The organism is Mangrovimonas sp. TPBH4 (assembly GCF_001280505.1).
In the GTDB taxonomy this organism is placed as follows: domain Bacteria; phylum Bacteroidota; class Bacteroidia; order Flavobacteriales; family Flavobacteriaceae; genus Mangrovimonas_A.
Window position 1 is genome coordinate 55,919 of sequence record NZ_LBIO01000037.1, and the last position, 15,197, is coordinate 71,115.

Sequence of the window (15,197 nt, forward strand, 5' to 3'; positions counted from 1 at the left end):
TTATTTCAAGTTGATAGTCTGTGCTTGTCCGTTGTACTCGACAGTTTGTCCTTCGGCATCATAAGTAAATGCCTTTGGATTGTCTTTGTTAACAGGTACAATCACGAATGTTCTGCTTTTAAGCATCCCATCAAACGCTCCTTGACGTTCACCAATGGTCAAAGTCCCTTCGGCCTCGTTGTATTGGAATGGAATGTGTGCATACTTTCCTTTTTCGTAATTGTAGTTTACACCTTCATCTTCATATAAATAGAAGCTTCCGTCTTTTCCCTGGTATACATACAACACGATTGTTTCGGCTGGTTTTTGATCTGTATACTGAATTTCCGGACCTACAGGAATGATAGAACCTTCAGGAATGAACAACGGAATACGACCATAAGGTGCGTCTACTGTTTTCGATTGTCCTCCATTGATGAATGCTCCTGTGTAGAAATCATACCAACCAGAAGTACTTGGGAAATACACCTCACGACTGCGTGCACCATATTCGTAAACAGGGTTTACCATTAAAGATGGTCCAAACATGAACTGATCGCTGATATTTTCAACCTTCTTATCATCAGCAAAATCCATTACCAATGGACGCATGATGGTATAATCATCGAAATAGGTTTTCCCCGCCAAAGTGTAGATGTAAGGCATCAAGCGGTAACGCAAATTGGTGTAGTACAAAATTGACTCGTAAGCTGGGTGCCCTTCCGGAGCAATATGCCAAGCTTCACGGAATGGATACTGACCATGTGCTCTGTACAATGGTGCAAATGCACCAAATTGGTACCAACGCGCATTCAACTCTCTCCATTCTTTATAATCTTCAGTCTCTTGTCCAGATTTGTTATAATCCAGTTGAGCCGCTACATAACGATCCTCAACACAGAACCCACCAATATCCATCGTCCAGTAAGGAATTCCGCTTACCGCGAAGTTAAGTCCCGCAGAAATCTGTGCCTTCATATCTTCCCAACGGGTAGCGATATCCCCACTCCAAGTAGCAGTTGAATAACGTTGTAAGCCCGCAAAACCAGATCTTGTCAACAAGAACACACGCTTATTCGGTTCAACATCTCGTTGTCCATTATAAATAGCTTCGGCATTCATCAAGGCATAAGTATTGAAGTATTCTGTTGAAGGTCCCAAAGCAGTTGGCCCTTGCAACGCCTTACGGTATTCCATATCTGTACAATCCAAAACGTTTGGCTCACTGGCATCCATCCACCAAGCGTCGATGTTCAATGGATAGTAATGTTCATAAATTTGGTTCCAGAACAGTTTTCTTGCGTCTGCAGAATAGGCATCGTAGAAGGATCCAATATATCCAGGACCTACCCAATCGCGAATGCTATCCTTGATAGCTTGTCTGTACATCCATCCTTTTTGATCAAATTCCTTAAAGTGTTCTGTATTTTGATAGAACTTAGGCCAAACAGAAATCATCATTTTTCCGTTCATGGCATGGATAGAATCCAACATGCCTTTTGGATCTGGGAAACGGGCTTTGTCAAATTCATGGCTTCCCCATTGGTCTTCTTCCCAGTGGTTCCAGTCCAATACAATATTATCGATAGGAATTTTGCGAGCTCTAAACTCTCTCAAGGCTCCCAAAATCTCATCCTGGGTTTTGTAGCGCTCACGGCTTTGCCAGTACCCCATAGCCCATTTTGGCATCACCTGGGATTTTCCTGTAAGGGTACGGTAACCTTTAATAATCTCGTCCATTGAGTTTCCGTGAACAAAGTAATAATCCATTTTTTTGTTCATTTCACTCCACCAAACCTGGTTTCCTTTTTCAACTTCCGGTTGCGGCGTTCTTACACGTAAACCACAGTAAGAGCTTCCTCCGTTTGGTTGCCACTCGATACGCAATGGCACACGCTTACCAGCTTCCATATTGAAGGTAAACTTATAGCTGTTAGGGTTCCAAGCCGTTCTCCAACGCTCCGGTACCAAAAGCTCATCATTCAAGAATACTTTAATGTATCCTGCGTAGTACAAGATAAAGTTGAACTCACCACTTTCAGCAGCTTCAATGTCCCCTTCATACAACACTTCAGCATTTTTTAACGGGAAATTGGCCGGTAAGTTTTTAATGCTCTTAACGTCTTCAAAGAAAATTGAAGGTTCATCCCTTACAATAGTTTGCCCGCCATTATCGGCTGTTTTGTAAGTTCCAGTTAACGCATTTTCCTTGCCTTCTTTATTATAAAGTTTAAACACTTCGTTCAATTGCAGGTACGGACGGCTGTCACCAAAACGGCTTAACGCATAACTGTCCCAAAGCAATCCATAGTTCTTGTTCGATACAATAAATGGTACAGAAACTTTAGTGTTATATTGAAATAACTCTTCGCTTTTATCTTTGTAATTGTATTCATCGGATTGGTGCTGTCCTAAACCATAGAACGCCTCATCTGCTGATGAATCGAAGATTTGACGAACGCTGTAACCTTTGGTTCCTTCAACTTCTATAGGCTCAAAGGTTTTTCCGCCTCCGGCTTGTTCGGACAGAACTACCTTTCCATTTTTATCCTTAAATGTAATTCCTCCATCAATGCTAGACACCAACACATTTAGAGCCTTTGTTGAAAGCGTGATGGAATCACCGGTTTGTGCAAGGTCAAACGGAACGGTCTTAATATTTGGAAGAATAATTAAACTAGAATCTTTTGGAAATTCCTGATCGGGAGTTGCCGACACATGAATCAATTCATCCCCTAAAACTTGCAGTCGCAGTTTATGTACATCGGTGTTGTTGGCCTGCTTCAAATTAACAACAATACCATCAGTCGTTTTCTGATACAGTTGTTCCTCCTTAGCACAAGAGGCAAAAAGCAAACCCGTTAATAAACCCAGGTATATTTTGTTTCTTTTCATTGTGATTGTGTTTTCTTCCTTAATTTATGATTTGAAATACATTTAAATTCTACTTCGTTGTCACCGTAATTGTCGCCTCTTGCAAGCCATCCGAAGTCACTTTCAGTGTGGCAATTCCGGCCTTATCTGTAGATTTCACTACTACCAAACATTTTCCGTTAAGAGCTTTGTGAGTCTTCCCCTTGAACGATTCATGATTGGTTGGGTCTCCATTGCCCACAGCAAATATCTCCCCGTTTCCTTCTATTGAAAAATTCAATTGATTTTGCGCTGTTGCCACAAAATTCCCTTCGGCATCTACCACATCTACCGTGATAAATGACAGGTCTTTGCTATCTGCGTTAATGGTTTGTCTATCGGCTGTCAATTTAACCGTTGCTGCTTCCCCTGCTGTTTTTAGTTCTTTTTCAAGGACTACCTGCCCATCTTTTCTGGAAACAGCTTTCACTGTTCCTGCTTCAAAAGGAATTCGCCACATAACATGCAAATCGTCTCCTTCCTTTTTCTTAATGCCCTGAGATGTTCCGTTGACGAATAATTCCACTTCATCTGCATTGTTGTAATAAGCCCAAACATCTACGGTTTCCCCTTCAGTCCAATTCCAATGTGGGAATATGTGAAGCACATCTTTATCGGTCCATTCACTTTGATACATATAGTAGACATCTTTTGGAAAGCCTGCCAAATCCACAATTCCGAAGTAAGAACTTCTAGATGGCCATACATACGGCGTAGGCTCTCCTATATAATCGAAACCTGTCCAGATGTACATTCCAGAAAGGAAATCGTATTTTTTAATGATCTTCCAAGTTTCCTCATGGGTGGAGCCCCAAGGGGTGCTTACCTGGTCATAAGCCGACACGGTGTTTCCAGGATTTCCCCCATCAAAAGGCAAATCCCAACGCACCGGCCAACGCTTTAAAGTATCCGATTTTTTATCGTAATAACCTCTAGTTTGTAAACCCGAAGTTGTCTCCGTTGCAATGAACGGTGTCTCTGGGAAATTCTGTTGGTGAAAAGGAAATGTATTGTGGGCATAGTTATAACCTATCAAATCCAAAACTCCTGAAGCCGCTACTGGATTTAAACTCGCTTTTTCTACATCAAACTGCGTCGTTACATCGGCATTGGGCATGTTTACCGGTGGGTTCATGGCCACGGTAATTGGTCTAGTAGTATCCAATTTTCGAACAATCGCCTTTAATTCCTTAGCCGTGGTAACACCTTGCTCATTCCACTGCTCCTGAATTTCGTTACCGACACTCCACATGAATATGCTCGGGTGGTTACGATCACGAATAATGAAGTCTTCCAAATCCTTTTGATGCCATTCTTTCCAGTAATTGGCATAATCATGAGGGGATTTTGTGTTGTTCCACATATCGAACATTTCATCCATCACAATGAAGCCCATGGTATCACACAATTCTAACAGTTCAGGCGTTGGTGGGTTATGGGCGGTTCTAATGCCATTCACCCCCATGTCCTTCATGATCTCCAATTGGCGCTCTAAAGCGCGTGTGTTTACAGCAGAACCCAAAGGCCCTAAATCGTGGTGATTACAAACCCCTTTAATTTTTACTTGTTCGCCATTCAGCAAAAATCCTTTGTCTAAATCAAACTTAAAAGTTCGGATGCCAAAAGGCGTTGTATACTCATCTACGGTTTGCCCTGCAACCTGAACTTCGGTTTTGGCGGTGTACATTTCAGGATGTTCCACAGACCATAATTGCGGATTTTCCACTGTGATATTTTGAGTGATGGTTTTGCTGTCATTTGCATTGATACTTACTGAAGCAGTAGCAGTCCCCACTTCTACATTGCCTTTATAAATACTTGTAATGACCGTAGCTTCTTTTGCTTCGGCATCCTCATTTTTAAGATTGATTTCCAAAACGGTTTCAGCCTGCGCTGCTGACACGTTAGGAGTCGTAATAAAGGTTCCCCAAGTATCTACATGCAATTTGTCTATGGTCTTCAACCATACATTTCGGTAAATTCCAGATCCGGAATACCAACGGGAATTAGGTTGTTTGGAATTATCAACTTTTACTAAAATTTCGTTCTCTTGACCACTGTATTTTAGGTAAGGTGTAAGGTCGTACTCGAACCCAATATAACCGTTGGGACGATGTCCTACATGATGACCATTAATCCATACGTCGCTGTCCATATACACACCGTCGAAATGGATAATCGTCATTTTGTTGGCATCTTCAACTGTAAATGTTTTCTTGTACCAACCTAAACCTCCTGGTAAATACCCGCCACCTAAATCGGCAGGATGGTCTTTTTTGAACTCGCCTTCAATGCTCCAATCGTGCGGTACATTTAAAGTACGCCAATTGGTGTGTTCCGAAATAGAATCGGAAGCTTGAGCGGCTAAATAAAATTGCCAATTATTGCTAAAATTCACTTCTCTTGCAGAGGTTTCACCAGAAACTTTTGGCGATTGACAAGAAGCTCCGACAACCAAAATTGTTAAAAATACACTTATCGATTTAAGCGAAAAAAAATTGAACATTGCTCTAATTGGATTTTGTTTGTGTTACTATTTATAAATAGGTAAGAAGCAGTAAAACACACTGCTTCTTACCATAATTTTAATTCAATATGACAATTGCAATTGTCATGATGTTTCTGTTTTTATCGGTCCAAACCGATGGTGATAGATTAGTAAATTACAATACTGTCGATATTAGCTGTTACAGTTTCAAGATCTGCAATATCAGGCACCATACCCAAAAGATCTATTACAAATACAACTGCACCTTCAACATCCGCACCTGGGTTAAGAGTTACTGTGTATGTCCCGTTACCGGTTACCGTAGCAGCTCCTGCACCAGTACCATCTCCCCAATATTGGAAAGACCAATCGGCATCGGCATAACTTAGGGCGGCCTGATAACTTCCTGCAGCTCCTTCATTAAGTGTGATTCCATCCAAGGTGAAAGTAATTTCGATACCATTGCTGAATACTAAATCACTGGTATTTAATCCTGGATCATTTACCGTATCTCCAAAATCATTATAAATCTCTATACGGTAATTATCATTAGCATCTTCAATATTTCCAAATAACAATTTTGAATTGTCAAAAGCCACTTCTGTTTCTTCATTGCCGCCTTCTCCACCGCCAGAGCCAGCATTTGGCTCCAAGTGGAACGCCGTATATTGAGAAGGGTTGTCTACATCATCAACAGCCCCAAGCCACATATCGGAAACGTTTCCATTTTCATCTGTTCCTATTTGTAGAATACGTAACTCGTTATTGGCATCTGGAGCAAAACTTGCCCAGTTAATCAATGTAAAAGTTGGTACCGGTACTGAGAAAGAGTAAATCCCTGAACTGTTAATTGAATAAGTTCCTTCGGTGGTTGTTCCATCAGGAGACACGAACACTACAGAATTATCTGCAGAATCCAAAGTCATAGAGAAATCTCCATACACTGCTGGATCCGGAGTTCCTAACCAATCAGGATAATCCTCTGGCGACTGCCATCCGTTCATCATTGTTCCGCTTAAGGTTGCCCAATCCAACGGATTGCTTTCAGACAATTTCCATTCAATAGCTGTGGTTGTAATTTCAGAAATGATATCTTCCCATCCACCTGGCAAGGTTGGTTCTTCTGGTCCAGTTTCTTCTGGCACCCAGTTATCACTATACTCTTGAGAAATGAAGTTGTAGACAATCATAGCTGGTCCTTCTGAGGAACAGGATCCTATAGCTTCACGAATCACCCCTAGCTGCATAGCATCCTCTGTAATAGAGAAAATGGTAAGGTTACCCCAATTTGAAGAACACGTATCATACCCAACATTGTGGATCATTTGCGCATTAGACATTGACAACTTATAGTTATTCAAATCCAAATTGTAAGTTCCGTTTTGAACTCCCAAATCAGGCAAGGTCAAGTGATCTACAGTTACGAATGGCCCTCCTTGAAGATTAAACTCCATATACCCATAATCGGCAGCATCCATAATCCAAGTGTTACTTGCCCAATCTGGAGCCCATGACCAGCAATCGTCTCCATAACAACCTTCATCACCACCTTCTAACCAACCGTTATCGGTACCATAGAAATACATAGGACCAGCAAAATACTTAGACACACCTTCGGCATTCAAGTCTAAATACCATTTTTTAGAGTTTCCTTGTCCTCCAGACAACATATTCCAAATAGGGTGATTTATGTAGTTGAAATTATCCTCATCTACTGTAATGGTTATCGGTTCTGCATCAACCACTCCTCCAGCAGTTACCGCAGAAAACTTAATGGTATAGTCTCCCGCAAATGCAAAACGTACCGTATCAATAGCTCTGTTGGATTTTCCTGTTCCATAATCCCAAACAGGCACCGTTTCCGGCGTGTTATTGATCAAGATCACTGTATTTCCTCCCGGATCGATAGAATAATCCTGAACTACCGAGAAGTCAAGTTCTGAAGGATCTAGTTTTCTTCCCAACTCATAGTCTTCACTACAAGTAAAGAAGGTCATTAAGATCCCAATTAACATAAAGATTTTAATAGTACTTTTCATAATTTTCTATTAATTAGTTAATTACCAACCAGTATTCTGCTGAAGAACACCACCCGATAATGTAATTTGCGTATTTGGAATTTGAGACAAGCCTTGAGTCGTTTGGAAATTGGCTCCAGAAATAGTTTTTGGCTCCTCAATGTTACCAGTTAGGACGGTTGTACTTTCTTCAAGTTCTGCAGCTGCAGCCCCAACACCTTGACGCATTAAATCCCAATATCTAATCCCTTCCAATGCAAACTCCTTGTGTCTTTCCTTTAAAAGGTTTTCAGCATTAAAGGCCAATGGTGTAAAATTATTACCGTAAGCACGTTGTCTTACTTGGTCGAAGTAACTTTGCGCACTTCCACTACCAAGTTCAGCAGCCATTAATAACACATCTGAATATCTAATAGCAAAGTAATCTTGGAACTGTCCAATTTGGAAACTTTCGTTACCAGCAGCGATGGCAGAACTTACCAATTCACCCGCATCGTTATATTCAGACATTGGTGTATACTTTTTGTTGTAATATCCTGTATACTCTCTCTGCCCTTCAAAATTGTCAAAAGGAACGCCCTCCTCTTCTATAGCAATAACGGTTGCAAAACGTCTGGAATCACTATCGCTATACAGGTCGTACAATTTTTGGGTTGCAGTGATTCCCCAACCATTTCCGTAAGGGAAGCTCATGAATTCACGCATACCGAACAATACCATCCAGTGGTTTCCATCTGTATTGCCATTGTAATCACTAGTATAAGTATACTTTACAGAGAATACAACTTCCTCATTAGCTTCACCAGCATAAGTAGACCCATCTTCATTAGTTGAAGCAGCTGGCCATAAATTCGCAAAATCAGACACTAAGGTATGACCACTGGAAGCAATCACATCTTCCATATGTGCCAAAGCATCAGCTTGAGATACCAAACCAACCAAATCTGAAGCCCCATAGTATCCTGTATAATATAGATACACGCGTCCTAACATGGCCTTAGCTGCCCAACGTGTTACACGCCCATTAGGCACTGCATTATAAGCTTCATTTGGAATATTTTCAGCTGCATACAATAAATCTTCTGCAATCACAGTATATACATCTGCAGGATCGGCCTGTGGAATATTTTCTGTTGAAGGTTCTGTCAACAATGGAATGTTTCCCCAAAGTCGCACCATATCAAAATATAGATATGCTCTTAGGAAACGAGCTTCACCAATATAACGGTCTCGTAATGTTTCTTGTCCAGACCAATCTATTTGGTCAATTCTCTGCAACAACACATTACAACGATATACTCCTTGGTAATACTTATTCCAAGTATCATTGTATAAATCTTGATACCCAGGAGCTACACTCATATCAAACTCGTCAATAGCCTGATAATCTGGATTATCAGTATACCCCAAGCCACTGAAACAGTCATCTGACATTACTTCCGAAGCGGTATAGAAAGTTCTTCCTGAGGCTCCTGTTACTACCTGTAAACCGTCATAACATCCAATCAAAGCCGAATAGGCATGCTCAGGAATTTGGTAAAAACTCTCATCCGTAGCATCAGTAATGGGTTCCGTATCCAAAAAGTCGTCGCCACAGCTGAACATAGCAAGCATTCCCAAAGCGACAATATATTTATTAATTCTTTTCATGGTTCAATTTTTAAAATTTAACGTTTAACCCTAACATATAAGTTCTAGGTCTAGGATAATATCCTACATCCACTCCTCTCGAAAAGTTATAACCACTATCGGAAATACCAAACCCTACCTCTGGATCCATACCGTCATAATTTGTAAAGGTGTACAAATTCAATACAGAGAAGTACAAACGGAATTGTTCAGCAAAGAAATCTTTCTTCTTAGCTCCTCTAGCAATATCGTAGCCAAGTGTCGCCGTACTGATTCTTAAGAAATCCCCATCATGAACAAAGATATCTGAAAACGTACTGTAGTTTTTGTTATCTACAGTTAACCTAGGAAGCGTATTTGAAGATCCCGGCCCGTGCCAACGATCTAAAATAGCACCCGTCCAGTTTTGGTTAGCAGCTGTGTTTCTATAAGACTGTACAATTTGGTTTCCAGCCACACCATTGGCTTGTAAAGAAAAATCAAATGCCCTGTAGTTAAATCCTAAGGAGAATCCATAAGTGAAATCTGGATTGGGATCTCCTAATTCTGTTCTGTCATCTCCATCAATAACACCGTCACGATTGGTATCTACATAAATTAAATCTCCTGGTTGTGCATCTGGCTGCAATAAGCTCCCATCTGAATTAACATAGTTGTTAATTTCGTCTTCCGTCTGGAACACCCCTCCAGTTTCATATCCCCAGAAATACCCAAGAGGATATCCTTCTTCTGCTCTATAAAACTCCTGTGAATTATCCCATAATTGACCACTAGCTCCGTGAATGATACCATCTTCTGTTGGAATGTCTCCAACTTCGTTTTTGTTGTAAGCTCCGTTGAAACTAAAGTTATAGCTAAAATCCTCATTTACGTGATTATTATATCCCACCACGAATTCAACTCCTGTATTAACCACATTACCTCCATTTTCATAAGGAGGCTCTGCACCCCAACTACCCAGTGACGGAGGTACCACTAACCAATCCTTTTGAGTTTTGCGATACCAGTCGAAAGCAAAGGTTAATTTAGAATCCAAGAATCTGGCATCAAATCCAAAATCCAACTCTTCTGCTGCTTCCCATTGTAAATACTCATTTCCTAATCTGTATGGGTAGGCTCCAGGAGTCAAGACCCCTTCTTGATCCCCAAAAATATAGTTAGTATTGAAAGTTCTAACCAAACCTAAGAATTGGAAATTACCAATATTTTGGTTACCACCTTGTCCCCAACTACCTCTCAACTTGAAGTAGTTCATGAAAGAATCTCCATCACCCATAAAATCTTCTTTCGTAATAATCCAACCGGCAGATACAGATGGGAAATATCCCCAACGGTGTCCAGTCGCAAATTGTGAAGATCCATCAGCTCTAAAAGTGGCATTCAACAAGTACTTACCTTTATAGTTATAGTTCAATCTACCGAAATATGACATTCTTTTAGCAATAGGATCAGGTCCTCCAGAAAGCGCAATTTGTGCTCCATCCGTGTTGGTAGCATTACTTAACCATGCGTGATTAAGGTCATCATAAATCAAATCAGTATTCTCGCCATACATTGAGTGTCCGTCATATTTATAGGCCTCTGCACCCAACATTGTAGTAAAATGATGATTTTCTCCTAAATCGAATTCATAAGTCAATAAATTAGTCCAAATCAAGCTTTTGCCTTTACTCATATTTTGAGTAACCTTTCTAAGGTTGCTAAAAGCATAAATAGATAATTCATAAATTGGAGTAAAATTGTGTCCTTGACTTGCAAAATAATCTATCCCCAAATTGGTTCTAAAATTTAAATTTTTCAAAAGTTCAAAATCGAAGTACACATTTCCCAATAACTTTTGTGTATCATTTTCATTTTGATTAGAATATGCCATTTGTGCATAAGGGTTAGATACCCCTTGTAACCAAGGTTCGCTATAGCCCGTAGAGTTAAAATACTCTCCATTGGCGTCATACATTGGAAACAATGGGTTGGTTTGAAAAGCACCTCTTAAAGAGTTATTGTATTGATTTCCAACACCGATACCATTATTATTAATCCAAGCGAAACTGAAATTTTCACCAAACTTGATTCTGTCTCCATACAATTTATGTTCTGAGTTGAATCTGAAATTGTAACGCTCGTAGTAAGAATAGTCAGCTCCCCCCACAATACCCGCTTGGTTCAAATAAGATAAAGAAGAAGAATAGGTTGAAGTTTCAGACCCGCCTTTAACTCCTAAAGTATAATTTTCTGTTGGAGCGGTTTCGAACATTTCGTCCATCCAATCTGTACCATTACCTGCATTGGCAATATCTTCATCAGAAAACTGTCTAGTCATACCAGAATTGATTCTAGCTTCATTAATCATGGTCATATACTCTGTAGCATTAAGCATGTCTATCTTTTTTGCTAATGTTTGTACACCATAAAATTGATCGAAGGTAATTTGCGCTTTACCGGCCTTACCTTTTTTGGTAGTTACTAATACAACACCATTCGCCGATTGCGAACCATAAATGGCAGAAGAGGCAACATCCTTAAGGATAGAGATACTTTCAATATCTGCATTATTAAGATACGAAATATCTCCCGTTTGCACACCATCTACAACATATAAAGGCCCATTACTACCTGTTGACCCCAATCCACGAATTGCAACATTCATAGATTCTCCAGGCTGCCCTGAAGTAGAGGTAATCTGTACCCCAGCCGCTTGCCCCTGCATAGCTTGAAGCGCATTGGTGGTACTTTGCTTTTGAAGGGCTTCCCCATCAACTTGAAGATTGGCTCCTGTGGTCAATTCTTTCTTTTGAACACCGTAACCAACCACTACAACTTCACTCAATTCTTCAACATTGGTTTCTAATTGAATGTTAAGTGTGGTTCTGTTTTGAACACTGACCTCTTGTGTCTTGTATCCTACATAACTGGCTATTAAAACAGCATTTGGCGATACTGCAAGAGAATAGTTCCCATCAAAATCTGTGGAGGTTCCTTTTGTCTCGTTGCCCTTCACAATAATAGAGGCACCGGGAACTGGCATTCCATCGGCAACATCTGTTACTGTTCCGGACACGGTGATTTCACTTTGCGCGAACATAGATTGTGTACTGAACGCACAAAGTAAAATTGCCACCAAAATGGCCAACACTCCAGAAGAGTCATAAAATTTACTTCTCATAATGAAAAAGGTTAGTTTAATTGATTTATTTAAATGTTAATTAGTATGCGTTTGCTATGATTTGTTCAAACAGCTCTTGCTTTCCACTTATTTGCTGTGGCTCGCCATTGGCTCTACCTATTTTGCTAAGGTCTTCCAAACTAAGCTGTCCTTTTTCGAACTTAGCACCGTTTCCAGAATCGAATGATTGGTAACGCTCCGCTCTTAATTTTTTATAGTTTGTATTTTTAAGAACATGATCGGCACAAATCAACCCTCTGGCAAATACATCCATACCAGAAATGTGTGCTATGAATCTATCTTCTAGATCTGTTGAGTTTCTTCTTACCTTGGCATCAAAGTTGATTCCTCCTCCTTGAATTCCGCCTCCTTCAAGAATCACAAGCATGGCTTGAGTAGTCTCATAAATATCAATTGGGAACTGATCCGTATCCCATCCGTTTTGGTAATCCCCGCGGTTAGCATCGATACTTCCCAATAAACCGGCATCTACCGCCACTTGTAATTCATGCTCAAAGCTATGCCCTGCCAAGGTGGCGTGGTTCACCTCCAAATTCAATTTAAAATCTTTGTCAAGACCGTAATGTCTCATAAACCCAACACAGGTTGCAGCATCATAATCATACTGGTGTTTTGATGGCTCCATTGGTTTAGGTTCGATTAGGAAATTCCCTTTAAAACCTTGGCTGCGTCCATAATCTCTACACATGGTTAAAAAACGCGCCATGTGCTCTTGCTCACGCTTCATATCGGTATTTAGCAAGCTCATATATCCTTCGCGACCACCCCAAAACACATAGTTTTGTCCTCCTAAGGCAATGGTAGCATCCATAGCGATTTTAACCTGAGCGCCCGCATAGGCCAACACATCAAAATTAGGATTCGTAGAAGCTCCGTTCATATACCTTGGATTTCCAAACAAGTTGGCAGTTCCCCAAAGCAATTCAATTCCGGTATCTGCTTGTTTTTGCTTCGCGTATTCTACCATTTGTTGAACTCTGTTTTCAAATTCAGCTAATGTTGGCGCCTCATCTACAAGGTCCACATCATGAAAACAATAAAATGGAATTCCCATTTTGGACATAAATTCAAAACCGGCATCCATTTTATCTTTTGCTCTCTGCACTGCATCTTCACTTTTATCCCAAGCAAAAACAGAGGTTTCCTTACCAAAAGGATCATTTCCTTTATCACACAGCGTATGCCAATACGCCATTGCAAATCGTAAATGTTCCTTTAAAGGTTTACCATCTACAATTCTATTCTCGTCATACCATTTATAGGCAAGAGGATTATCACTCTCTCTTCCTTCATACTTAATAGTATCGATACCTTTAAAATAAGCCTTATGGCTATTTGTACTCATAATTAAATTTCTTGAAGTTTAATTTGTTCTTTCCAGTTAAAATATATGTCTTGATACTGGGCTGTCAGTTCCTTATTAGGTTCCAACCGCTCAATACATTCAAGATTACCAAAAGCCTCCGATAAAGAATTATAAAACCCAAAGCCATAGGCTGCACCTCTTGCAGCGCCTTCAGACCCGGAGTTGTTATAAAGCTCTAATGAGGTTTTGGTGGTGTTCACAAAAATTTCCCTAAATACAGGACTTAAGAATAAATTCCCTTTGGAAGCCCTTACGATGTTTCCAGAAACCCCAATGGATTTCATGACATCAAACCCATAATTCATGGCGAACACAATACCTTCACAGGCCGCTCTAACCAAATAATTGGAATTATGGATATTGAAGTTTAAATTCTCAATTCCGGAGTTTACCTCCTTATTATCAAAGATGCGCTCTACGCCATTACCAAAAGGATAGAACTTCAAGCCCTTACTCCCTACTTCGGCCTTGGCGGCAGCATTATTTAAAAGGTCATAGGAAACCAATTCATCATTTCCCAGAGACATGATCTTCCTTAACCACTGATATAAAATACCGGAACCATTTATACACAGCAGCACACCGTTGCGCTTTTCAAGCTCCGTGTTATTGACGTGCAAAAAGGTATTCACCCTGTTCTGTTGATCAATATGGTTTTGATCAGTAACTGCATACATCACAGCCGACGTTCCCGCTGTAGTTGCAATTTCACCAGGATTCAGCACATTCAAGGACATGGCATTGTTTGGCTGATCGCCCGACCTATAGGTAATTTTCACCTTAGGATCCAATCCTAAATCGGCGGCCACGGCTGCATCAATAGTTGCATGCTCACCAAAAGTTGGCACGATTTCCGGAATTCTATCTACTGGCAAGCCCATTCCATCCAAAATCTCAGTGGCCAGCCTATTCTCTTTAAAGTTCCATAAGGCACCTTCAGACAAACCTGAAGTACTTATTTGCGGCACCCCAGTAAATTTAGCCGCAATAAAATCTCCTGGCAGCATCATATAAGAGGCTTTAGCAAACACTTCCGGTTCATGCTGCTGCACCCACTTAAGCTTAGAGGCCGTAAAGTTTCCCGGCGACCCCAAAATTTGTTCCTGACAAAAGTCCACCCCTATGGATTCATAATATTGTCGTCCAATCTCAGCAGCTCGACCATCACACCAAATAATAGAAGGTCGTACCGGATTCAATTCCTTATCCGTAAGCACCAAACCATGCATTTGATAAGCTACACCGATTGCTACGATTCGCTTAACATCTATGGAATACCTATCTTTAAATTGTGAAATTCCGCCTTTGATATACCCCCACCAAAGATTGGGATCTTGTTCAGCCCACCCTAAACGCGGCGCAACGATTTCGGTTTCGAAATCAGGTACAGAAATTGTCTTCAATACAGTTCCTTTGTCCCCATCGAATACGGACATTTTTATTGAAGAACTTCCTAAATCTATTCCTAAAAAGTACATGGATAGATATAATTTAGTTTCAAATAGTTCAAAAGACCATTATTATTTGCCCAACACACATCGTAACTCCCTCATTTCAACAATTATGCCTCCGAACTAATTCTTATGGTTAATTTGACTACAAGTATACTGAAGATTGTTC

The 15,197-nt window shown here is 40.4% G+C and carries 7 protein-coding genes; all 7 read right to left on the minus strand.

Annotation, left to right across the window (positions count from 1 at the left end; genetic code table 11):
* The 7 genes from ZA05_RS01660 to ZA05_RS01690 all read right to left on the minus strand — a co-directional run bounded on the left by ZA05_RS01660 (position 1) and on the right by ZA05_RS01690 (position 15,055).
* Complete coding sequence (locus ZA05_RS01660; RefSeq protein ID WP_157514488.1) at positions 1–2,874, minus strand: TIM-barrel domain-containing protein; 2,874 nt, start codon at positions 2,872–2,874, stop codon at positions 1–3.
* 49 nt (positions 2,875–2,923) lie between these two features.
* Positions 2,924–5,398: a beta-galactosidase GalB gene (galB, locus tag ZA05_RS01665; protein ID WP_053990124.1), complete on the minus strand. Its 2,475-nt coding sequence runs from the start codon at positions 5,396–5,398 to the stop codon at positions 2,924–2,926.
* A gap of 149 nt (positions 5,399–5,547) precedes the next feature.
* Positions 5,548–7,419: a hypothetical protein gene (locus ZA05_RS01670; RefSeq protein ID WP_157514489.1), complete on the minus strand. Its 1,872-nt coding sequence runs from the start codon at positions 7,417–7,419 to the stop codon at positions 5,548–5,550.
* Between the two features lie 21 nt (positions 7,420–7,440).
* Complete coding sequence (locus tag ZA05_RS01675; protein WP_053990126.1) at positions 7,441–9,048, minus strand: RagB/SusD family nutrient uptake outer membrane protein; 1,608 nt, start codon at positions 9,046–9,048, stop codon at positions 7,441–7,443.
* A 10-nt stretch (positions 9,049–9,058) separates the two neighbouring features.
* The gene (locus ZA05_RS01680; protein ID WP_053990127.1) at positions 9,059–12,190 is read right to left on the minus strand and encodes a TonB-dependent receptor; all 3,132 of its coding nucleotides are present in this window, start codon (positions 12,188–12,190) and stop codon (positions 9,059–9,061) included.
* Between the two features lie 40 nt (positions 12,191–12,230).
* On the minus strand, positions 12,231–13,556 hold the full coding sequence (xylA, locus tag ZA05_RS01685) for a xylose isomerase (RefSeq protein ID WP_053990128.1): 1,326 nt from the start codon (positions 13,554–13,556) through the stop codon (positions 12,231–12,233).
* A gap of 2 nt (positions 13,557–13,558) precedes the next feature.
* Positions 13,559–15,055, minus strand: a complete 1,497-nt coding sequence (locus tag ZA05_RS01690) for an FGGY-family carbohydrate kinase (protein ID WP_053990129.1) — start codon at positions 15,053–15,055, stop codon at positions 13,559–13,561.
* Between the last annotated feature and the right edge of the window lie 142 nt (positions 15,056–15,197).

Bases quoted from the DNA above. Each gene is read 5' to 3' on its own strand.
- galB (WP_053990124.1), bottom strand. From the start codon at position 5,398: ATGTTCAATTTTTTTTCGCTTAAATCGATAAGTGTATTTTTAACAATT.
- ZA05_RS01660 (WP_157514488.1), bottom strand. From the start codon at position 2,874: ATGAAAAGAAACAAAATATACCTGGGTTTATTAACGGGTTTGCTTTTT.
- ZA05_RS01690 (WP_053990129.1), bottom strand. From the start codon at position 15,055: ATGTACTTTTTAGGAATAGATTTAGGAAGTTCTTCAATAAAAATGTCC.
- ZA05_RS01670 (WP_157514489.1), bottom strand. From the start codon at position 7,419: ATGAAAAGTACTATTAAAATCTTTATGTTAATTGGGATCTTAATGACC.
- xylA (WP_053990128.1), bottom strand. From the start codon at position 13,556: ATGAGTACAAATAGCCATAAGGCTTATTTTAAAGGTATCGATACTATT.
- ZA05_RS01675 (WP_053990126.1), bottom strand. From the start codon at position 9,048: ATGAAAAGAATTAATAAATATATTGTCGCTTTGGGAATGCTTGCTATG.
- ZA05_RS01680 (WP_053990127.1), bottom strand. From the start codon at position 12,190: ATGAGAAGTAAATTTTATGACTCTTCTGGAGTGTTGGCCATTTTGGTG.